General features: G+C 69.5%; 17 protein-coding genes, 1 tRNA gene and 1 pseudogene. 8 read left to right on the top strand and 11 right to left on the bottom strand.

Going from position 1 to position 21,835, the window contains the following annotated elements; genetic code table 11:
* The first annotated feature begins 300 nt into the window (after positions 1-300).
* Positions 301-1,533: a CapA family protein gene (locus ABH936_RS09200; RefSeq protein WP_404603078.1), complete on the top strand. Its 1,233-nt coding sequence runs from the start codon at positions 301-303 to the stop codon at positions 1,531-1,533.
* Positions 1,534-1,569: 36 nt separating this feature from the next.
* On the opposite strand, the gene ABH936_RS09195 is transcribed toward ABH936_RS09200, so the two are convergent.
* Entirely contained in the window at positions 1,570-2,838 is a 1,269-nt protein-coding gene (locus ABH936_RS09195) for a TerD family protein (RefSeq protein ID WP_404603077.1), read from the bottom strand.
* Positions 2,839-2,876: 38 nt separating this feature from the next.
* Complete coding sequence (locus ABH936_RS09190) at positions 2,877-4,265, bottom strand: nitrate/nitrite transporter (protein WP_404603076.1); 1,389 nt, start codon at positions 4,263-4,265, stop codon at positions 2,877-2,879.
* A gap of 321 nt (positions 4,266-4,586) precedes the next feature.
* On the opposite strand from ABH936_RS09190, the gene ABH936_RS09185 reads away from it, so the two are divergent.
* On the top strand, positions 4,587-5,516 hold the full coding sequence (locus ABH936_RS09185; protein WP_404603105.1) for a bile acid:sodium symporter family protein: 930 nt from the start codon (positions 4,587-4,589) through the stop codon (positions 5,514-5,516).
* Positions 5,517-5,604: 88 nt separating this feature from the next.
* Here ABH936_RS09185 and ABH936_RS09180 read toward each other — a convergent pair whose 3' ends face one another.
* Positions 5,605-6,732: a hypothetical protein gene (locus ABH936_RS09180; RefSeq protein WP_404603075.1), complete on the bottom strand. Its 1,128-nt coding sequence runs from the start codon at positions 6,730-6,732 to the stop codon at positions 5,605-5,607.
* Between the two features lie 161 nt (positions 6,733-6,893).
* Between ABH936_RS09180 and ABH936_RS09175 the strand changes: the two genes are divergently transcribed.
* The 4 genes and pseudogenes from ABH936_RS09175 (at position 6,894) to ABH936_RS09160 (ending at position 9,862) form a co-directional block, all read left to right on the top strand.
* Entirely contained in the window at positions 6,894-7,067 is a 174-nt protein-coding gene (locus ABH936_RS09175) for a hypothetical protein (protein ID WP_404603074.1), read from the top strand.
* Positions 7,068-7,356: 289 nt separating this feature from the next.
* Positions 7,357-7,704 (top strand): hypothetical protein, encoded by a 348-nt coding sequence (locus ABH936_RS09170; protein WP_404603072.1) that lies wholly within the window; start codon positions 7,357-7,359, stop codon positions 7,702-7,704.
* A gap of 116 nt (positions 7,705-7,820) precedes the next feature.
* A pseudogene (locus tag ABH936_RS09165) lies at positions 7,821-8,080 on the top strand (response regulator transcription factor).
* Positions 8,081-8,140: 60 nt separating this feature from the next.
* On the top strand, positions 8,141-9,862 hold the full coding sequence (locus ABH936_RS09160) for an AMP-binding protein (protein ID WP_404603071.1): 1,722 nt from the start codon (positions 8,141-8,143) through the stop codon (positions 9,860-9,862).
* A 117-nt stretch (positions 9,863-9,979) separates the two neighbouring features.
* On the opposite strand, the gene ABH936_RS09155 is transcribed toward ABH936_RS09160, so the two are convergent.
* From ABH936_RS09155 to ABH936_RS09130, 6 genes are all read right to left on the bottom strand, one after another.
* A tRNA-Thr gene (locus ABH936_RS09155) sits at positions 9,980-10,053 on the bottom strand.
* A 180-nt stretch (positions 10,054-10,233) separates the two neighbouring features.
* A complete protein-coding gene (locus ABH936_RS09150) occupies positions 10,234-11,799 on the bottom strand; it encodes an alpha/beta hydrolase (RefSeq protein ID WP_281712137.1) in 1,566 nt (521 codons plus the stop codon).
* Between the two features lie 23 nt (positions 11,800-11,822).
* Entirely contained in the window at positions 11,823-13,004 is a 1,182-nt protein-coding gene (locus tag ABH936_RS09145; protein ID WP_404603069.1) for a DNA polymerase III subunit delta', read from the bottom strand.
* Positions 13,001-13,807 (bottom strand): dTMP kinase, encoded by an 807-nt coding sequence (tmk, locus tag ABH936_RS09140; protein WP_006943970.1) that lies wholly within the window; start codon positions 13,805-13,807, stop codon positions 13,001-13,003. The genes ABH936_RS09145 and tmk overlap by 4 nt, the downstream gene beginning before the upstream one ends.
* A gap of 235 nt (positions 13,808-14,042) precedes the next feature.
* Positions 14,043-14,810, bottom strand: a complete 768-nt coding sequence (locus ABH936_RS09135; RefSeq protein ID WP_006944024.1) for a MerR family transcriptional regulator — start codon at positions 14,808-14,810, stop codon at positions 14,043-14,045.
* A gap of 33 nt (positions 14,811-14,843) precedes the next feature.
* Positions 14,844-15,491, bottom strand: a complete 648-nt coding sequence (locus tag ABH936_RS09130) for a hypothetical protein (protein ID WP_006943944.1) — start codon at positions 15,489-15,491, stop codon at positions 14,844-14,846.
* A 95-nt stretch (positions 15,492-15,586) separates the two neighbouring features.
* Between ABH936_RS09130 and ABH936_RS09125 the strand changes: the two genes are divergently transcribed.
* Positions 15,587-16,147: a dienelactone hydrolase family protein gene (locus tag ABH936_RS09125; RefSeq protein WP_006944040.1), complete on the top strand. Its 561-nt coding sequence runs from the start codon at positions 15,587-15,589 to the stop codon at positions 16,145-16,147.
* Positions 16,148-16,208: 61 nt separating this feature from the next.
* Here ABH936_RS09125 and topA read toward each other — a convergent pair whose 3' ends face one another.
* Positions 16,209-19,031, bottom strand: coding sequence for a type I DNA topoisomerase (gene topA / locus ABH936_RS09120; protein WP_404603068.1), 2,823 nt, complete (start codon positions 19,029-19,031; stop codon positions 16,209-16,211).
* A gap of 314 nt (positions 19,032-19,345) precedes the next feature.
* Between topA and ABH936_RS09115 the strand changes: the two genes are divergently transcribed.
* Positions 19,346-20,158, top strand: a complete 813-nt coding sequence (locus ABH936_RS09115) for a dioxygenase (protein WP_404603067.1) — start codon at positions 19,346-19,348, stop codon at positions 20,156-20,158.
* 104 nt (positions 20,159-20,262) lie between these two features.
* Here the strand turns inward: ABH936_RS09115 and ABH936_RS09110 are convergent, their stop codons facing one another.
* Positions 20,263-21,816 carry a class I SAM-dependent methyltransferase gene (locus ABH936_RS09110; protein WP_338811590.1) on the bottom strand — a complete coding sequence of 518 codons (1,554 nt, stop codon included), beginning with the start codon at positions 21,814-21,816 and terminating at the stop codon, positions 20,263-20,265.
* Between the last annotated feature and the right edge of the window lie 19 nt (positions 21,817-21,835).

Genomic DNA, 21,835 nt, shown 5'->3' with positions numbered 1-21,835 from the left:
CACGCTCAGCGACGCCGCAGCCCCCGTCCGAGTTCGGACGGGGGCTGCGGCGTGTTCTGGCTCTTGGGCAGGGTTGACGATGCGAGATGAGATCCGACGTGGTTTCGGCAGCGTCAACCAACCTGCGCGAATGTGGACGTAGATCGCCGATGTGGACATGAATCGCAGGGGCGCAGGCGGGTCTGCGCGACCTGCGGGGGCACGAGAGTGCTGCGTCACCGGAACGCCTTCAATTGCTGCTGCGGCGGTCAATACCCCGTCTATCGTTGGCACATGAACCAGGGGGCGAGGAACCACGGCATGCGGAAGGCCGCGACAATGCTCGCGGTGGCCATGACGTTGAGCGCGGCGGCATGCTCATCGAACGACGACGGATCGAAGAGCAGCGGGTCGTCAGGCGCCGGGTCGTCCAAGGCGTCAGGGGCCAGCGGTTCTCAGGGCGCCTCGGGCGCGTCGTCGGCGCAACCCGGCTCGTCGAACGCGCCGGGCCTCGCGGCCGGCAAGAGCATCGACATCGGTGGTTCGGGCGACATCCTCGTCCACGTGCCCGTGCGCGACGACGCCGCGCACAATGCGGCGGCGAAGGGCGCGAAGGGCTACGACTTCGACCCGATGTTCGCCAACGTCACCAAGCCGATCAGTGCGCTCGATCTCGCGATCTGCCACATGGAGACGCCGCTGTCGACGACGAACACGAACCTTTCCATCCCCGCGACGCTCAGCTTCAATGTCCCGCACGAGGTCGCCGGATCGTTGAAGCGTGCCGGGTTCGACGGCTGTGACCGCGTCGGCAACCACGTCATCGACCGCGGCATCCAGGGCGTCGGCGAGACGAAGAAATCGCTCGACGACGCGGGTCTGAAGAACCAGGGCCCGACGCCGACGCCGAGCACCGGCCAGAGCGCCGTGATGTACGACGTCAAGGGCGTCAAGGTCGCGCAGCTCGCGTACTCGTACACGACCGGAAACGCGGACGCCTCGAACACCGTCGTGCCGCCCGAATGGCCCTGGCTCAAGTATTGGCAGTTCCCCGTCGTCAAGGCCGAGGGCATCCTGGCCGACGCGAAGAAGGCGAAGGCTGCGGGCGCGGACGTCGTCGTCCTCAGCATGCACTGGGGCAAGGAGTACAGCATCCCGGCCTCCACCGAGCAACGCGAACTCGCAGCGAAACTGCTCGCGAGCGACGACGTCGACACGATCCTCGGCACGCATGTCCACGTGCCGCAGTCGTGCGAGAAGATCAACGGCAAGTACGTCGTCTACGGCATGGGCAACTTCCTGAGCAACCAGGGTCCGAGCATCAATTCGAGCCTCAAACCGTCGACGCAGGATGGCATGATCGTCGACGTGAAGCTGACGAAGGGTGACGACGGCAAGGTGACGCAGCAGCTCACCTACCAGCCGACGCACGTCAACCTCGCCGGGCACGTCATCGAACTCGCGACGCCGACGAAGAACGCCGACGCCTACGGCCGTGTCAAGGCTGCGATGACGCAGCTTGGCAGCAAGTGCGCCGCCACCCCCGCGAGCTGACTCGACGTGTCGCCCAGCTGAGCGAGTGCTCCACTCTCACTTGTAGAGGTTGAGCCCCCCGGCGTCCATGTGCACGGTGAGGTGGTCGTCGAGGACGGGGCGCAGTTCCGAGGTCGGCGCGGAGTACAACTCGAGCGAGTCGACGATCACCCCGTCGGGGCTGTTGACGACGATCCCCGGAACGCAGGTGTAGATGTTGTCGTGATCGCTCGCGTTGCTCGCATCGATGCGGACACTCGTGCCGGCGCCGTTGTCGATCGACATGGACACCTGATAGCGGCGAAACGACCCCGTGCCGTTCGATTGCGCCGAGTACACGACGGGCAGCACCGCCACGACCTTCGGGTTGAGACGGATCTCGATCGTCTCACTCGCCATCGGCGCAGGCGGGCTCTGCTTCTTGCGCCCGAACAGTCCCCCACCGGTGCGTGCCGTCCGTGCTCGTCCGACGTCGCCGAGATGCGTGACGGCGCCGTCCGAGGAGCGCTGCGTGGCATGGGGCTGCTCCTTGGTCCCGAACGTCGCGACCGTCTCGTCGTGGCCGTCGGCGTAGCGCACGAGAGCGAAGACGTCGTAGTCGGTGGCGGCCGGCCACTCGATGCGAGCCGTGATGACGGGCGACTTCTCGATCGAGACACGCTGCCCCTTCGTCAGGCTGATCGCCCCCGTGCGTTTGCCGAGATCGACCGGGCCGCTCGACGACGGCATCGGCGCAGCGGCAGGCGGCGCAGCAACAGGAGGCGCAGCCACAGGAGGCGTGGCGGGGAGCGGTCCAGCTGTCGAGGCGGCCGCGAGGGGCGTCTGAGGCGTGTCGTTCTCGACGCTCACGCCGTGCTCGCGCAGGAGCGCGGGCAGCCCGCCGTCCCATCCTGCGGAGACGTTGCGCACCTTCCAGGCGCCGCCTCGCAGGCAGATCTCGACGAGCACCGCCGCGCGCTCGCTCGTGAATCCGGTTGCGGTGACGGCGTATCGCTCACCGTGCGTGTCGATCGTGACGGCGAGCTGCGGGGACGAGGCGAGCGACCCCGGCGCCGCGTCGTCCATCGCGACGGCGACCGCGAGACGTTCGGTCTGCGGCGGGAGTGCGGACAGGTCGACGGTGATGTCACCACCGTCGAGACGCACCGCGCCCTCGGGTGAGCGGGGCTGGTTGTAGAAGACGAAGTCGTCGTCGGTGCGCACGACCCCGTCTGCGGTCAGTTGCAGCACCATGAGGTCGACCGTGCCCGGCTGGGTGCCGACGACCGTGATGGCGAGGCCGGTGCCGCCGAGGGGCGCGTTGGCTCCCTTGCTCAACTCGTTCATTCCGCCACCCTGGCACAGGCTCGCGACGGCGGAGGGGCTTACGCGCGGGTAGCACCTCGGTGTTCGGCCGCCCCGGCGCGCTCGGTGCGGCGGCGGGAGACGCCCGCGCGCAGGTGCGCGTAGTCGTCGTCGGCGAGGACGACGTCGTGGGTGCGGCGGCGGTAGTGCCACATCATCGCCAGGCCCAGTGCCCACACGAGGTACTGCACACTCATCGCCTTGCGGAACGCCTCGACGTCGTACGTCGCCGGGCCGCCGGGGGCGACGTGGTCGAGCACGAGGCCGATGAGGACGATGCACGTCACGGACGCGGCGTAGCCGCCGACGTTGACGATGCCGTTGGCGCTGCCGATGCGTGCGGCGGGGTTGAACGAGCGGGCGACGTCGAAGCCGACCATCGAGCCTGGTCCGCCGAACGCCATTGCGATGCACAGGAGCACGAGCAACCACAACGGTGCACGGCCGGGCCACAGCAGCACGATCGTCCACAGCGTGATGACGGTGAGAACGACGGCGAACACGGCGACCGAGCGTCGGTGCGGGAAGCGGGCGGTGAACGTGCCCATGAGTGGGCTCGTGACGATGATCGTCACGACCATGATGCTGAGCAGCGTGCTGGCGGCACCCTCGGACAGGCCCTGCCCCTTCGTCAGGAACGGGAAACCCCACAGCAGCATGAACACATTCATCGAGAACTGCGCGGTGAAGTGCGCCCACAGGCCGAGCTTCGTGCCGGGCTCGCGCCACACCTGCGCGAGTGTCTGCCCGACGGCGCGCAGGCGGATCGAGTCGCGGCGCTCGTCGTGCGTCGGCGAGTCGATGACGACGAACCACATGACGACGCCGAGGACGACGCCGAACGCCGCCGCGCCGAGGTACGTCGTGCGCCACCCGAGGCTGTGCAGGCTGACGGCGAGTGGCCCTGCCGCGAGGAGCGAGCCGAGCTGGCCGGCGAACCCGGTGATCTGCGTGACCATCGGCGCGCGTCGCACCGGGAACCACAACGCCGCGATGCGCAGGACGCACACGAAGATCATCGCGTCGCCCGTGCCGACGAGGACGCGCGCGCCAATGCCCTGCGCGAACGTCGACGCGAACGCGAACCACGCCTGCCCGAGCGTCATCGTCAGCGTTCCGGCGGCCAGCAGCTTCTTCGAACCGAACTGGTCGAGCATCGCGCCGACGGGCACCTGCATGACGGCGTAGACGAGCAACTGCACCATCGCGAACGTCGCGAGTTGTCCGCTCGAGATCCCGAAGCGCTGCGCCGCGAGGATGCCCGCGACGCCGAGCGACGTGCGGTGGAACACGGCGAGGACGTAGACGCTCACCGCCGCGGTCCAGATCGCCCAGGCGCGTCGCCCACCGAGCGGGGCGACAAGTTTCGAGGTGGGCGTGTCAACGGGCGCGGCGGTGTGGGACGTCATGGTGACGCCAGTTTAGTTCGGTTCTCGATGTTGCCCGGCGTCGCTTCTACGCATGCGAGCGACCCCGCCGCAGCCACGATGCTCTGAGCGGGCCCCGGCGGCAACGCTTTTCGCGCCCCCCACCTCGCACCGTCGGCACGGCTGGACCCGCTGCGTGAACATCGCCAACTGCTGTCGGCGCCCGCCTCTACTCTGACGAATGTGACGAACGAGCAGCACCCCACTCCCGCGACCACCGACTCGGTGACCACCGACTCAGCGACCACCCACTCGACGAGCGGCGCCGACGCCGTCGAGACGCCCGCGCAGCGTCGCGCCGCCATGATCGCGGTGACGGTGCTGCCGATCGTCGTCATCATCGCCGGGTTGTGGGGGTACAACAGCCCGTCGACGTTCACGTCACACGCGTCGTGGGTGCCGTACCTGCTCGGCGTCGTCATGTTCACGATGGGGCTGACGCTGACGCCGCGCGATTTCGCCGCCGTCCTGCGCCGCCCGTGGGCCGTGCTCATCGGGCTGGCCGCGCACTACGTCATCATGCCGGGAGCGGGCTGGATCATCGCGCACGCACTCAACCTCTCCCCCGAGCTCGCCGTCGGGCTCATCCTTGTCGGCTGCGCGCCGAGCGGGACGGCGTCGAACGTCATGACGTTCCTGTCGAAGGGAGACGTCGCCCTCGGCGTCTCCGTCGCGACGGTCTCGACGCTCGTCGCTCCCGTCGTCACACCCCTGCTGACGGCGTTCCTCGCCGGGTCGTACCTGCACGTCGATGCGGGGTCGATGATGGTCGACATCGTCAAGACGGTGCTCGTGCCGATAGTGCTCGGCGTCGTCGTCAGGCTCGTCATCCGCGACGAGGGCGTACGCGCCATCGCGCCCGCGCTGCCGTGGATCAGCGCGTTCGTCATCGCGTGGATCGTCGCGATCGTCGTCGCCGGCAGCGCCGGAAAGCTCGCGAAGGTCGGCGGCATCGTCTTCCTCGCCGTCGTGCTGCACAACGGTTTCGGGCTGCTGCTCGGCTACCTCGCCGCACGGTTCGCGGGCCTCGACGTGAAGGCGCGCCGCGCGCTCGCGTTCGAGGTCGGCATGCAGAACTCCGGCCTCGCCGCGACGCTGGCCAAGGTGCACTTCTCGCCGCTGGCCGCGCTGCCGTCGGCCGTGTTCTCGGTGTGGCACAACGTCTCGGGCGCCATTCTCGCGGCGTGGTTCGCGCGCCAGCCGGTCGGCGAACGCGAGCCGTCCCAGGGCTGACACCGTCGGCCCGCGGGCGTGTCGGGCAGGTGCGCCCAACCGTCTCTGTTCGTGCGTGCAAGCGCGCGACCACGGAGTCCGGCCGCCGTCAGGAGTGGTCGTGCCCCAACGTCTTCGCGGCTTTGTCGGCGCGGCTCTTCACGCGGGCGAGCAGCCCGACGACGCCCGCCTCGAGGCATGCATTGATGAAGACGAGGAACTGGTTGAAGTAGGCGTTGAGCAGATTGACGCCGCCGAGCATGAGCAACAGCGCCGCGATGCCCCAGCGGGCGCCGTCGGCGAGGCTGCTGCTGTCGTCACCGAGTCGTTTCACCGCTCGCCAGGCGAAGAACGCGGCGACGGTGCCGATGAGCGCGGCGACGCTCGCGGCCGTCCACGCGACCTTGCCCGGGTGGTCGCCGAGGAGACTGTTGTGGCCGCTGACGGCGTCCGGGCCGTAGGCCTGCCACAGCGAGTAGACGAACAGGCCCGGACCGGCGAAGACACCGACGACAGCGAGCACGCCCAGCGCGAGACGGCTCAGCTTGCGCTGACGGCTCGGCGGCAGCAGCCGCTCCTCGACCGCGTCGAGACGCTCCATCATCCGCCCGACGCGACGCTCGTCATCGGGGACGGCCTGGCTTCGCGCCACGTCGAGAGCCTGCGCCAGCCCCTCGGCGATGGCGCGCTCCTGCCCCGTCGGCTCGTCGCGCCTGACGGCGTCGAGGTGACCCTCGATCGTCTCGACCTGGCTGCGCGTGAGCGGCCCGTCAGCCGCCGGTTTCATGAGTTCGAGCGCGGCGTAGAGGTGATTGCGAGCGTGGGGCGGCCGTTGCGAGCCCACCCGCATCGCGGCCACCCCGAGCGCCGCGAGAATCGCGTAGCACAGGGGCGCGGCGAGAGGGAAGAAGTAGTCGTTGTCCTTCGTGATGAACTTGCCGATCTCGTCGACGAACAACCCGATGCCGATGCCACCCGCGATCGAGGCGAACGCCGTCGCCCACCGATTGGCCAGGGACAGCACAAGCGTCAACGCGATCATGAGCAGCAACCCACCCCACACGGCGTGTGCGATGTGGAAGATCTCGCCGCCGACCTGGGGGTAGCCCGTCGCGAGCAGGTACCCGCGCGTCACGAGGATCGTGATGACGGCGGCGACACTCATCCAGCCGACAGCGGTGCCCGCGCCCGCCTTCGTCACAGGGCTACGCGTCGGTTTCGTCGGCGAACTGGGCATGCCTTCACTCTGTCACGCGCGATCTCGCGGTGAAGCGTGACCCCTGAACCGCCGATACTGACGGCCGGCCGCCGCCGCAGCGTCGACTCGTGACACTTGTCATGGCGCGGTCGTGACGTCCGCCCGAGGCCCGCACGCGTCGTCGCGGCGAGGCTCGAGGCATGAACAACGCAGCCACCACCCTTACCGGCGTGACGAAGACCTTCCCCGGCCCAGCACGGGCGCGTCGAGGCCGTCCGTGGGTCGACCTCGAGATCGCGCCCAGCGAGGTCGTCGCGTTCCTCGGCCCCAACGGTGCGGGCAGACGACGACGATCGACATGGTCCTCGGTCTGAGCGAACCGACGACGGGCGGCGTCAGCGTCTTCGGCATGACGCCGCACGCGGCCGTCGCGCGCGGCCGGACGATCCTGTTCGCCACCCACTACCTCCAAGTGGCCGACGCGTGGGCCGACCGCGTCGTCGTCATGCGTGACGGCGAGATCGTCGCCGACGGCTCGAGCAGCGACATCCGCGCAGCAGGTGGCGGCCGGTGCGTGAGCGCGACATTGTCCGACGCGGTCATGACACTCGTCGAGGCGATCAATGAAGTCTCGGGCGTCGACGTCGACCCGAGAAGGCGAAGGTGCAGATTGCGGAGGTCGAGCAGCTGTCACGCAGCGCCCTCGCCGACGTCCGCACGACCGTCTCGAGCTATCGCGAGATGTCGCTGTCGGGCGAATCGACCCGCGCGCGAAGGGCGTTCACGGACGCCGGCATCCGGGCCGACCTGCCGTGCAGCGTCGACGACGTCGCGCCCGACCCGCGCGAACTGTTCGCCTGGGCAGTGCGCGAGGCGGCGACGTACGTCATCCGCCGCAGCGGGGCCACGCACGTCGACGTCACCCCCGAACCCACCCGTCTCGGTCGTCGACGACGGACGCGGCGCGCCGTGCGGACCCAGCGACGGCAACGGCCTCGCCGGACTGCGTGAGCGCGCCGCGCCCGTCGGCGCGGTCGTCGAGACGGGCAGCGACCCCGGTTTTGCCCTCGTCGTGCGGGCGCGCTGACCATCCGAGAATCGACCCCAGCATCGACGAAAGGCCGACCATGACGATCCGACTTCTCATCGCCGACGATCGGGCGATGGTGCGTGGCGCGCTCGCGGCACTGCTCGATCTGGAGAGCGACCTCGAGGTCGTCGCCGAGGTCGGGCGGGGTGACGAGGTGCTCGACGCGTGCTGCGAGCACGCGCCGTCTTCCTGTCGGAGGGCACCGTGCGCAACCACCTGTCGTCGGCGATCGGCAAGACGGGCGGACGCACCCGCGCCGACGCCGTCCGCATCGCGCAGGAGAACGGGTGGTTGTGAAAGTGACCCACTTCACACGTACCGCGCAGTAACCCTGGTCGTGTTTGGCAATGTCGTCTCATGACGACCACCGGCTCCGATCCCTCCCCCACCGAGGCCTACCGCGCCGCGCGCGACACACTCCTCGAGCTGCGCGGACGCCATGACGACGCCGTGGCGACGTTCACCTGGCCCGACGTCGGCGAACGGTTCAACTGGGCGATCGACTGGTTCGACGCCATCGCGCGCGGCAACCACCGCACGGCCATCGTCATCGTCGAGGAGGACGGTTCGTCGCTCGAGGTGACGTACGACGAGATGGCGCGCCGCTCCGACGCCGTCGCCACGTGGCTCGCAGAGCAGGGCGTGAGGCGCGGTGACCCTGTCGTCCTCATGCTCGGCAACCAGATCGAACTGTGGGATCTCATGCTCGCCGTCATGAAGCTCGGCGCGATCATCATGCCGACGACGACGGCCGTCGGGCCCGCCGATCTGCGCGACCGCATCGCGCGCGGCGGGGTGCGGCACGTCGTCGCCAACGCGGGCGACGTCGACAAGTTCTCGGGCGTGCCGGGCGAGTACACGCGGCTCAGCGTCGGCGCGGCGGACGGGTGGTCCGACCTGCACGGGGCGTATCGCCGCGTCGGCGACGTCCCGCCCACCGAGCACCCGGGGACCGCGCCGGGCGATCCGCTGCTGTACTACTTCACCTCGGGCACGACGAGTCGCCCCAAGCTCGTCGAGCACACGCAGGCCTCCTACCCGATCGGTCACCTGTCGACGATGTACTGGCTCGGTCTGCGCCCCGGTGACGTCCACCTCAACATCTCGAGCCCGGGATGGGCGAAGCACGCATGGTCGTGCTTCTTCGCGCCGTGGATCGGCGAGGCGACGATCTTCGTCTACAACTACACGCGCTTCTCCCCCGCCGCCCTGCTGCAGCAACTGCGCGCCCGCGAGGTGACCACGTTCTGTGCGCCGCCGACGGTGTGGCGCATGCTCATCAACGCCGACCTGACCGTTGGGCGCGGCGCGCTGCGCGAACTGATCGGCGCGGGTGAACCGCTCAATCCGGAGGTCATCACGCAGATCGAACGGGCGTGGGGCCTGACGATCCGCGACGGCTACGGCCAGACGGAGATGACGGCCGCCGTCGGCAACACGCCCGGCTCGGCGGTGAAGCCCGGGTCGATGGGACGCCCGCTGCCGGGCGTGCCCGTCGTCATCGTCGACCCGCTGAGCGGCGAACGGCTCGACGGCGCCGGTGAGGGCGAGATCTGCCTCGACCTCGCCGCCCACCCCCTGCCACTCATGACGGGTTACCTCGGCGACGAGGCCCGCAACACCGACGCGATGGCGGGCGGTTTCTACCACACGGGCGACGTCGCCGCGATCGACGACGAGGGGTACATCAGCTACATCGGGCGCACCGACGACGTGTTCAAGGCGAGCGACTACAAGATCAGCCCGTTCGAGCTGGAGTCGGTGCTCATCGAGCACCCTGCCGTCGCCGAAGCGGCGATCGTGCCCGCCCCCGACGCCGTGCGACTCGCCGTCCCGAAGGCGTATCTCGTTCTCATCGAAGGCAGTTCGCCGGACGCGGTGACCGCCGAGAGCATCTTCGCCTTCGCCCGCGAGCGCCTCGCGCCGTGGCAGCGCGTGCGCCGACTCGAGTTCGCCGAACTGCCCAAGACGATCTCGGGCAAGATCCGCCGCGTCGAACTCCGCGGTCGTGAGAACGACCTCGCCCGCGACGACGTGCGCCCCGACGGCGAGTTCCGCGACGACGACTTCGAGCACTGACCTGCGACGGACGGCACGGCGCTCGCCGCGGTGCCGGTGCTTGTCGTGGGCGGGCCGTATCGTCGGCCGGGCCCGGGCACGCGAAAGGCCCCCGACTCTTCGGGGGCCTTTCTTCGGAGCCGCTTGTCGGAATCGAACCGACGACCTTCTCATTACGAGTGAGACGCTCTGGCCGACTGAGCTAAAGCGGCAACCGCTGATCGGATATCTCCGGCAGCGAGGCAAAACTTTACACGAGCGGCGCGGGGGGCGCCAATCCCGCCCGCTCGCTGCCCAAGGGGGCACCAACCCCAGCAGCCGCGGCGCCTCCCCATGGTTGGGCGCCTACGGCGGCTCGGTGCGCACGGCCTAGGACGCGCCGTCAGCCCGATTCAGCAGGTGGTCTTCTTCGCAGGATCGGAGCCGTCGACGAGGTAGTGGTCGACGGCATCGTCGACGCACTGGGAGCCGCGCCCGTAGGCGGTGTGGCCGTCACCGTCGTAGCTGATGAAACGGCTGTTCTGCAGTTCACCGGCGAGGCGTTCGCTCCACTCGTACGGCGTCGCGGGGTCACGGGTCGTGCCGAGGACGACGATCGGCGCCGACCCGGCCGCCTTCACCTCGTGCGGTCTGCCCGTGGTCTTGACCGGCCAGTCGGCGCACACCGCGCCGGCCCACGCCATCTGCCGGCCCCACGTCGGCGCCTTCTTCGAGAACGCCTCCGCGTCCTTCTCGTACTCGGCCACGCCGCCGGTCGGCGCCGGCCGATCGAGGCACGTCACGGCGTTGAGCACCTGCATCATGTTGCTCTGGTACGTGCCGTCGTCGTTGCGCTCGGCGTAGCTCTTGCCCGCGCTGAGCAGCTGCGTGCCGTCACCACCGAGTGCGCTGCGCAGCGCCTGCGTCAGCTCACCCCATTTCGCCTGGTCGTAGAGCGACGCGGCGATTCCGTTGATCGCCCAGCCCTCCGTCAGGGTGCTGAGGCGCTTGTCGCCGCTCGCCTTGATGGGTTTGGCGTCGAGGCCGGCGAGCCAGGTCTGCAGCTTCTTCTTCGCGGACGCGGCGTCGGACCCGAGCGGGCACTTGCCGCCCGAGACGCAATCGGCGAGGTAGGCGTCGAGCGCCTTCTCGAAGCCGGTCGCCTGCCCCTCGTTGATCTGCTGCATCGTCAGATCGGGCGGCAGGACGCCGTCGAGCACCATGCGCCCGACGTTCTTCGCGAACAGGTCGGCGTACGTCGCGCCGAGCATCGTGCCGTACGACTTGCCGAGGAAGTTCAACTTCTGCTCGCCGAGAGCCGCACGCAGGACGTCCATGTCCTTCGCGACCTCCTCGGTGCTGACGTGGCCGAGCAGCGGGCCGGCGTTCTTCTTGCACGCGTCGGCGAGCTTCTTGTCGCCGGCCAGCAGCGCGTTCTGCTCGCTCTTGTCGTCGGGTGAGGGGTCGGAACCCATGAACTGATCGAGCGTCGCGTCGTCGACGCACGTGATCGCGGCCGAACGCTGCACACCGCGCGGGTCGAACCCGACAATGTCGTAGCTGTCGCGCACCGACTTGCTGACGATCTGGTCAGCCGCCGCGGCATAGTCGACGCCCGAGCCACCGGGGCCGCCGGGGTTGACGACGAGTGAGCCTTTCTTCGTCCCCGTCGCCTTCATGCGGTTGACGGCGACCTCGATGCTCGGGCCACTGGGCTTCGCGTAGTCGATGGGCACGCGCAGCTTCGCGCACTCGCCATCGTCGCAGCTCTTCCAGTCGAGCTTCTGCGTGTAGAACGCACTGAGCGGACCGGTCGCGGCCGTTCCCGCGGCCGACGAGGCGGACGCAGCGCCGCCGCCCGATGAGTCCGACGACGCCGACGAGGTGGGAGACGACGTGCTGCACCCACCGACGGCGAGCATCGACGCAGCCGCGAGCGCGGCCACCTGCGTCAGGCGCGAGCGCGCGATGTTCTTCACGGGGCGACTCCTATCCGGCTGCCTCATGAGGGCAGTTCGAGCGAGATGCACATGGCTTCGAGGGCCAGCAGCGGGGGGACGTTGGCGGCGATGCGCTCACGCGCGGTGCTGATGGCGTCGAGCGCGAGCAGCAGCCCTTCGGGGGTGAACGCGCGCGCGAGCCGGCCGACGTCGTCGACGATGTCGGCGTTCACGAGCGGCACCGGATCGCCCCAGCGCACCACGAGCGCGTCGCGATACATCGAGGCGAGATCGACGAGGGCGCGGTCGATGACGTCACGACCGAAACGCGTCGCCCGCGTCTTCTGCTCCTTCTCGAGCTGGTTGATCGCCGAGCGCACGTGGGGCGGCTGCGTGCGCGCGCTCGGGTCGGCGCCGAGCTGCTCCATCAGCTTGGCCTTCTCGGCGGCGTTGCGCTCCCCCGACGATGCACCCGACTCGTCCTCGGCGATCGAGGCGAGATCAGCTGCCGCCTTCATGGCGTCGCCGAGCCCGCGGATACGCAGCGCGACCAGGATCGTCTCGCGCCGCCGGATGCGCGCCCCCTCGTCACGCGCCAGGCGCCGCGCGATGCCGATGTGCGACTGCGCCGCGCGTGCCGCGTACGCCGCCATGGCGGGGTCGACGCCGTCGCGGCGCACGAGCAGTTCGGCGACGTCGTCGGGCGGCGGGATGCGCAGGCGGACGTGGCGTGAACGGCTGCGGATCGTCACGATGACGTCCTCGACGCTCGGCGCGCACAGCAGCCACACGGTGCGCGGGACGGGTTCTTCGAGCGCCTTGAGCAGCGCGTCGGCGGCGCGTTCGGTGAGACGGTCGGCGTCCTCGATGACGATGACGCGCCAGCGCCCGACCGTCGGCGACGACTGCGCCTGCAACGCCAGATCGCGCGCTTCGCGCACCTGGATCGTGAGGCCGCTCGTCGAGACGATCTGCACGTCGGCGTGGGAGCCGTCGATCGTCGTCCGGCACTCGCGACACTTCCCGCACCCGCCCTGCGGGCACTCGAGCGCGGCAGCGAACGAACGAGCCGCGTTGGAACGGCCCGAGCCGGGCGGGCCGGTGATGAGCCACGCATGCGTCATGCGACGGGCGTCGCCGACGGCCTCGCTCAACGTGCGCACCGCCTCCTGCTGACCGACGAGATCACGCCATACGCCCTCGCCGACGCCCGGCACCCGGCGGGTCGTCGCGACGTCACTCATGAGGGACCGCCTGATGCGCGCGTCCTGTCGCTCTCGAGGAGCTGCTCGAGTCGTGTGCGGACGGCGGCGGTGAGGTCGTCGCGCGAGCGGCCGGCGTCGAGGACGAGGTAGCGCGCCTCGTCGCGCGCGGCGAGGCGGAGGAAGTGCTCGCGCACGCGGGTGTGGAAGTCGTCGGCCTCGCGTTCGAGCCTGTCTTCGGCACCGCGCGCGCCGCGACGTTCGCGCGCGACCTCGGGCGAGACGTCGATGAGCACCGTGACGTCCGGCGTCAGCCCGCGCGTCGCCCAGCGTGAGATGGACTCGACGTCGTCGGCGGCCAGCGCACGACCGGCGCCCTGGTAGGCGATCGAGGAGTCGATGTAGCGATCCTGCAGCACTACCGCACCGCGCGCGAGGGCCGGTCGCACGAGCGTCTCGACGTGGTGCGCCCGGTCGGCGGCGTAGAGCAGGGCCTCGGCGCGCGACGCGACGTCGTCGCCATGGAGCAGGAGCCGCCTGATCTCCACGCCCAGCGGGGTACCGCCCGGTTCACGCGTGATGACGACCTCACGGCCCAGTTCACGCAGCCACGCAGCGGCACGCTCGATCTGCGTCGTCTTGCCCGCGCCGTCACCACCTTCGAACGTGACGAACAGCCCGTGCGCGGCAGCGTCGGCCGCGACCTCGTCGCCGGCTGCGGTGCTGACGCTTGGTGCGCCCTTGGTGTTGGCGTCGACATCTGCGACGGCGTCGGTCGTGGCGTCGCTGGTGACGTCACTCGAGGCGCGCAGCGTTTCGACGTCGAGGCGCAGGTCGTCGGGCATGGCGCTCACCCTACCCAGTGCGTCCGACAACCCCGGAAACTCGCGGAAATCGCCTGCGGGGGAGCGTCGCTGGGCCACCGTACGGGTCGCGACAAGCGCCGCCTGCCAGCTGCGCGACTTTTGCGCATCTGCACGAGGAATATGCGGCACATTCCTCGTGCAGATGCACAAAAGTCGGGCAGCGGTCCACGCCCGCCGCCAGCACGGCCCCGGCGAGAGGGACGCGCGTCGACCGTCAGCCCCGGCTGTCACAGTAGGCGGCGATCACCTCCGTGACGTACGCGGCAAGGCCGGGCTCGACGTCGTCGTAGGTCTGCGCGAAGCGTGGGTCGGTGCTGTACATGGCGCCCATCCCCCGGAGCATCGGCAGAGGCACCGGATTGAACCAGCGTTCGATCTGGTCGCGGTGCGCCTGAACTGCGGCGTCGGCCTGCGCGCTGCCGGGTGCCGCGCCGTCACGCATCGCCGTGGCGAATGCCGCCAACACCTCGTCCGACTCGGCCTTGATGCGATGCCAGGTCGCCTTGTCGTAGCTCTTGGCGCGGCGCCGGGATTTTGCGAATTCCTCCGTCCCACCCCAACGCTGTTGCGCCTCGACGTCGTACGCCTCGTCGTATCCGGTGCCGAAGATCTCCTTCATCTCGGCGCTGCTGATCTGATATTTGCTCATGGTTGCCTCCGATGTGAGTGCGGTGTCGATCGCGTCGACCAGCGCATCGAGCTCGTCGCGCCTGGCCATGACCGCTTCCCTGTGCTCGACGAGGAGTGCCGCCAGCACGGCCGGTTCGTCGAGCGCCTCGGCGATGTCCGCGAGCGGCATCTCGAGGCGCCGTAGCAGCACGACCCGAGCGAGGCGTTGCACGTCCGCCGGCGTGTACAGCCGGTATCCGTTCCAGCCACGTTCGCTCGGACGCACGAGCCCGATCGCGTCGTAGTGATGCAGCGTGCGGACGGTGACGCCGAAACGTGCCGCCACCTGCCCCACCGTCAGTTCGTCGGTCATGACCTCACTCCATCGCCTCACGTCACGTCAGGGTCAAGGTTCGCGCCGAAAGACCTCTCGCAGGCAGGCGCGCGCGCCAATCATCCCGGTTTCGATGTCCTCGTCGCGCTCGTCACGACCGTTCACCGCAGCGGCCCCGGGCGAGACGGGCACCGTCGCCGGGTCGCGCGAGAGCAGAGGCCGTGCGATGAGCATGATGAACATCGGCGTCAACGTGACGAACCAGATGCAGAAGCCGATCAGGGTCGTCGCCGACCAGAAGAGCCCGCCACCGACCCAGTCGCCACCGAACACACCGAACGAGAGCATCGCGAGAAAGCCGTAGACGCACGGCGTCGCCGCGCCCCACAGCACGAGCGAGAACTGCCGCGCCCCCATCGTGAGCCCCCGTGTCAGGTGCAACGACCACGCCGCGAGGCCCCACGCAATGACGGCGCACGGCAGCGCCAGCGCCAGCCCGGCGTCACTCAGCCAGTTTGCGGGCGAGTAGGCATCGGCAGGGCCGGGGACCCAGGCGACGGCGACAGCGATCAACGAGACGACGAAACCCGCCGCCACAGACCCCACACCGATGACGGCGGCCCGCCCGCCCGTGTGCCACACGGACGTTCGCGACCCCGAAAGCGAGCCGGCGCTCGACGCGCCCGCCCCCGTCATTCCTGCGCCGAGCATCTTCGCCACGATGTCTCTCCCGGTCGCCCTGCCGCGCCCATCGGCGTCGCATCTCTCACCCATCCTCGCATGTTTTGAACACGTTCAAGAACGACACTGGGTCCATGGCTCGCATCGTCCTGTTCCACTCAGCGCTCGGCCTGCGCACGGCCGTCCTCGACTTCGCTGACGCCCTGCGCGGCCTCGGCCACATCGTCGTCACCCCCGACTACTACGACGGGCACGTGTTCGACTCGACCGCCGACGGGCTCGCCCACCGCGACGCCGGGGGCGTTCGCGCCCTCATGGATCGTGCGCGCACGGCACTCGACGACGCGCCCGCCGACGCCGTCCTCGCCGGTTTCTCGCTCGGCGCGTTCTTCGCTCAGGCGTTCGCGGCGAAGCGGCCCGACGCGCGTGCCGCTGTGCTCCTGCACAACGTCGAGGCGCCGCGCGACGGAACATGGAACGGCGTCCCCGTCCAGGTGCATCGCCATGCTGTCGACCCGTTCATCAGCGAACCCGACGTCACCGCGCTGCGCGACGCCGTCACCGCCTCGGGCGCGCCGTTCGACGACGTCGTCGCACCCGGCGAAGGCCACCTCTTCACCGACCTCGCCACCCCTGACGGTGACGCCGCCGCATGCGACGCGAGCATCGCCGCGTTCGACGCGTTCATCCGCTGACAGCGGATGCCCCAGCTCGAGCAACACTCGAACCGGGGTGTCATGACGCTGCTGCGAGTCGTCAGGCCTTCTTGGCCGTCGTCTTCTTCGCAGCGGTCTTCTTCGTCGTCGTCTTCTTGGCGGCGGTCTTCTTCGTCGCAGCCTTCTTCGTCGACTTCTTGGCGGCCTTCTTGCGCGTCGAGGGGCCCTTGGCGCGTTTCTCGGCGAGCAGCTCGTAGGCCCGCTCGGCCGTCAGTGTCTCGACGTCGTCGTCCTTGCGCAGCGTCGCGTTGGTCTCGCCGTCGGTGACGTACTCGCCGAAGCGGCCGTCCTTGACGACGACGGGCTTGCCGGACGTCGGGTCGGCGCCGAACTCCTTGAGCGGCGGCTTCGCGGCGGCGCGGCCACGTTGCTTCGGCTGGGCGTAGATCGCCTCGGCCTCCTCGAGCGTGATCGTGAACAGCTGCGCCTCGTTCTCGAGCGAGCGCGAGTCGGTGCCCTTCTTCAGGTACGGCCCGTAGCGCCCGTTCTGCGCGGTGATCTCGACCTGCTTCGTCGTCTCCGTTCCGTCTTCGGCCGTCGCCTTCTCTTCGACGACGCCGACGACGCGCGGCAGCGACAACAGCTTGAGGGCGGTGTCGAGCTCGATCGTCGCGAGATCCATGTCCTTGAACAGCGACGCCGTGCGCGGCTTCGGCTTCGCCGCCTTCTTCTTCGGCTTCTCACCGTCGGCAGGCGTCACCTCCGGCAGCACCTCGGTGACGTACGGGCCGTAGCGTCCCGACTTGGCGACGATCTCGTGGCCCGACTCGGGGTCGGTGCCGAGGACGCGGCCGTCGTCGTCGGAGGCGTCGAGCAGCTCGCGGATCTTCGCAGGCGTCATCTCGTCGGGCGCGATGTCGTCCGTGATCGACGCGCGCCGCGGCTTCTCGCCGACCTTCTCGGGGTCGAAGCCCTCCTTGACCTCACCCGTCGCCGGGTCGATGCCGTTCGGCACCTCCTCCTCGACGTACGGCCCGTACCGCCCGACGCGCACGACGAGACCCTCGCCGATCGGAATGGTGGAGATCTCGCGTGCGTCGATGTCGCCGAGGTCGTCGACGAGTTGCTTGAGGCCCTCGGCCGACTCACCCTCGTCGCCGAAGTAGAAGCGCGTGAGCCAGGCCGCGCGCTCCTCGTCACCGGCGGCGATGCGGTCGAGCCCCTCCTCCATCGAGGCGGTGAAGTCGTAGTCGACGAGGCTGGGGAAGTGCGTCTCGAGCAGGTTCGTCACCGCGAACGCGAGCCATGTCGGGATGAGCGCGCTGCCGCGCGTTCGCACGTACCCGCGATCCTGGATCGTGCCGACCGTCGCGGCGTACGTCGACGGGCGGCCGATGCCGCGCTCCTCGAGTGCCTTCGTCAGCGTCGCCTCGGTGTAACGCGCGGGCGGCGACGTCTCGTGCCCCAACGCCTCGGCGCGCAGCACGTCGAGGCCGACACCCTCGGACAGCTTGGGCAGGCGACGCTCGCCGTCATCGTTCGAGTAACGATCGGCGTCGCGGCCCTCCTCGTAGGCGGCGAGAAAGCCCCGGAACGTGATGACGGTGCCGCTCGCCGAGTACTCGGCGCGCTTGGCGATACCCGAACTCTCGACCCCGACGGCGACCTTCACCGACGCCGTCGAACCTTTCGCGTCCGCCATCTGCGAGGCGACGGTGCGCTTCCAGATCAGCTCGTACAGCGCGAACTCGGTGCCGCGCAGCTCACCGGCGACCTGGGCGGGCGTGCGGAAGCGATCACCGGCCGGGCGGATCGCCTCGTGCGCCTCCTGCGCCTTCTTCGACTTGCCCGCGTATCGGCGGGGAGCGTCCGGCACGTATTCGGCGCCGTACAGGTCGCGCGCCTGCTGACGCGCGGCGCTGATGGCCTGCTCGGACAGGGCGACCGAGTCGGTACGCATGTACGTGATGTAGCCGTTCTCGTACAGGCGCTGCGCGACGCGCATCGTGTCCTTCGAGCCCAGACGCAGCTTGCGGCTGGCCTCCTGCTGCAGCGTCGAGGTGATGAACGGCGCGCTCGGCTTGCGCGAGTAGGGCTTCTCGCTGACGGCACTTACCTCGGCGTGGCCGGCTCGCGTCGCCTCAGCGATCTTCTCGGCCGCCGCACCGTCGAGGTGGCGCACGCCCGAGCTCTTGAGGCGCCCGTCGTCGCCGAAGTCGCGGCCGGAGGCGACCCGCTCGCCGTCGACGCCCGTCAGCTTGGCGGTGAAGGCCTGGCTCGACTTCGCCTCGAACTCGCCCTCGACGTCCCAGTACGACGCGGCGCGGAACGCCATGCGCTCACGCTCACGCTCGACGACCATGCGCGTCGCGACCGACTGCACACGCCCGGCCGACAGGCCCGCACGCACCTTGCGCCACAGCACCGGCGACACCTCGTAGCCGTAGAGACGGTCGAGGATGCGGCGCGTCTCCTGCGCGTTGACCATCTGCATGTCGAGCTCGCGCGTGTCGTTGACGGCGCGCTGGATGGCTTCCTTCGTCACCTCGTGGAAGACCATGCGCTTGACCGGCACCTTCGGCTTCAGCGTCTCGAGCAGGTGCCACGCGATGGCCTCGCCCTCGCGGTCCTCATCGGTGGCGAGGTAGAGCTCGTCGGCGTCCTTCAGAGCGCGCTTGAGCTCGGCGACCTTCTTCTTCTTGTTCGCGTCGACGACGTAGTACGGCGCGAAACCGTTGTCGACGTCGACGGCGAACTTGCCGTACGGGCCCTTCTTCATGTCGGCCGGCATCTCGCTCGGCGTCGGCAGGTCACGGATGTGCCCGACGCTGGCATCGACGACGTAGTCGCTGCCCAGATAAGACGCGATCTTGTTGCCCTTGGAGGGCGATTCGACGATGACGAGTTTCTTGCCTGACGCCACTGGGGTGCTCCTTCGGTTCGCGCACGGGCCACGGATTCGTCGTCGCCTTCGCGTGCGGTCGTCTAGACCGTACCCGACGGGACCGACAGCCGGTCGTGGGGCAGCGGGAGCACCTCCGTCGCGACGCGGGAGGGGCACCGCGACCCAGACGTGACGGGTCCGGCCGCGTGACGCCGCCCCGGCCCCGCACCCACAGCGCTGCCCTGCACCGACGCCCGAGGGCGGAGCGGAATGTCCGGGACGGCCGAGAGCGGTGTTTCGGCTACTCGAGGACCCACTGGAATAAAGTTGATACGTCAACTAGTTTCGTCAGTATGAGCACCTCGACACAGGCCACCGACGACCGACTCCCCGTCGCCTATCTCAGCCACGGCGCGCCGCCCCTCGCGGACGATGCGACCTGGACCGCCGAACTGGCCGCCTGGGGCAAGGAACTGCCCAAGCCGAAGCAGATCCTCATGGTCTCGGCGCACTGGGAGAATGCGCCCGTCACTGTGTCGTCGACGAGCGGCGCCGGGCTCACCTACGACTTCTGGGGATTCCCGCAGAAGTACTACGAGGTGACGTACGATGCGCCCGCCGCGCCCGAACTCGCCGAATCGGTGGCCCGCCTCGTCGGCACACCCGAGCGGCCCGCGCACCAGGACCCATCACGCGGTCTCGACCACGGCGCGTACGTCCCCCTCGTCGAGATGTTCCCCGACGCCGACGTGCCCGTCCTGCAGATGTCGATGCCGACGCTCGACCCCGTCGAGCTGTTCGAGCTGGGCCGCAAGCTCGCGCCGCTGCGCGACGCGGGGACGCTCATCATCGGTTCCGGGTTCACGACCCACAACCTGCGGTGGTTCCGTCCGAGTGGTGACGCTGACGACGCCCCGCCAGCGCCGTCGTCGGAGTTCGACCACTGGGCCGCCGAGACGATGGCGAGCGGCGACCTCGACGCGCTGTTCGACTTCATGACGAAGGCCCCCGCCGCCCATGAGGCGCACCCGCGCACCGAGCACTGGGCACCGCTCTACGTCGCGCTCGGCGCCGCCAACCCGGACGGAGCGGCGTCGGCGTCAGCGCAGACCACCGTCGCCGGCTTCTGGTACGGCCTGAGCAAGCGCAGCTGGCAGCTGGCCTGACGCCCCGGCCGTACTCAACTGCGATCTACGTACCCTTCTGCGCTTTTCGTCCACATTCGAATGTGGACGAAAAGCGCAGAAGGGTACAGGGATCGCAGAGGTGCTCAGCGCTCGACGCGGGTGAGGAAACCGTTGGCGACGAGGCGCTTCAGCAGCGGCAGCGTGCCGCGGACGGCGTCGTCAGCGGGCACGTCGACGAGCGTTGCGATGGCCTCCAGCGCCGTGCGCGCCGTCATCGATCCGTCGCAGACCGACAGGAACGCGGCGAGCACGGTGTCGGCCTGGATCGACATGCCGAACCCGCCGCCCTGACGGATCATGATGACGCTCGGGTCGCTCGCTCCGGGCTTCGTGTGACGCTCCTCCGTGACGTCCGGCGCGGCCTGCCAGAACGAGTCGAGCACCGCGTCGTCTCCGACACGCGCCATCCACGCCCGCGCGGCGAGACCTGCGTCGATCGTCGGGCCCATGGCGGCGTCGACAGAGCCGCGCTCGTCGAGCAGATCGGTGAACCGGGGACGGGGTTCGGCCGGCCTCTGGAGCGTGATGATGCCGAAGCCGATGCGCTCGACGCCGCGCGCCGCGAAGTCGTCGAGCCAGGCCGAGTACATGGCGTCGTACTCGGGCGACCCGACGGGCGCGCCACCGTCACGCGCCCACAGTTCGGCGTATTCACACGGATCCTGCACCTCGCGCTGCACCACGAGCGCATCGAGGTCGACGCCGTCGAGCCATCGCTCCCAGACGTCTTCGAACGTCTCGCCGTCGCGCATCTCCCAGTTGCCGAGGAACTGTGCGACACCACCGGGTTCGAGGTGGGCGCCGACGTCGCGAACCAGGTTGCGCACGACAGCGTCACCCACCGCACCGCCGTCGCGGTACTCGTACTCGGGCATGCCGGGGCGACGCGGCGTGATGACGAACGGCGGGTTGCTCACGATGAGGTCGAATCGGCGGCCGGCGACCGGTTCGAGCATCGAACCGGCGAGCACCTCGACGTCGAGATCGTTGAGGGCGGCGTTGAAGCAGACGAAGGCGAGCGCGCGTGTCGCGAGGTCCGAGGCGACGATGTGCTCGACGTGGCCCGCGAGGTGCGCGGCCTGAACACCGCAGCCGGTACCGAGGTCGAGGGCGGTGCGGACGGTGCGTCGCGGGGTCCATCTTGCGAGGGTCGTCGACGCGCCACCGATGCCGAGCACATGATCGGGTTCGAGCACCTGCCCCGTCGCGATCTCCGAGAGATCCGATGCCAGCCACCATGACGACGTCTCGTCGCCGTACGGGCGCAGGTCGCACGTAGCAACAAGAATGCGGTCGCCCCCGTCGCCGCGCATCTGCTCGAGGGTGTCGTCGTCGGCGAGCAGCCCGAGCGCCGTGAGACCGTCGACCCCCGCGGCGGGGAAGGCCGCCTCGATCCGCGCCGGACTCATGCGCCCACCGAGCGTGAACAGTGCCACCATCGTCGCGACAGGACTGTCGTCGTCGGCCAGGATGCGGCGAGCAGCCGTCGGCTGTTCGCGGTGCAGCGCGGCCGACGCACTCGGGCCGAGGACGTCGGCGACCGCCTCGACGGTGTAGGGCGCCGCAGCGAGGTCAGCGCGCAGAGCGGCGAGCTGATCGCGCGTGGAATCGTCGACGTGAGGAGCCGGGGAAGACATGACTCCAGTATGACGTTGA

This window comes from Dermacoccus sp. GAS27A (assembly GCF_044909235.1).
In the GTDB taxonomy this organism is placed as follows: Bacteria; Actinomycetota; Actinomycetes; order Actinomycetales; family Dermatophilaceae; genus Dermacoccus; species Dermacoccus nishinomiyaensis.
This window is presented reverse-complemented; position numbering and strand designations above follow the sequence as displayed.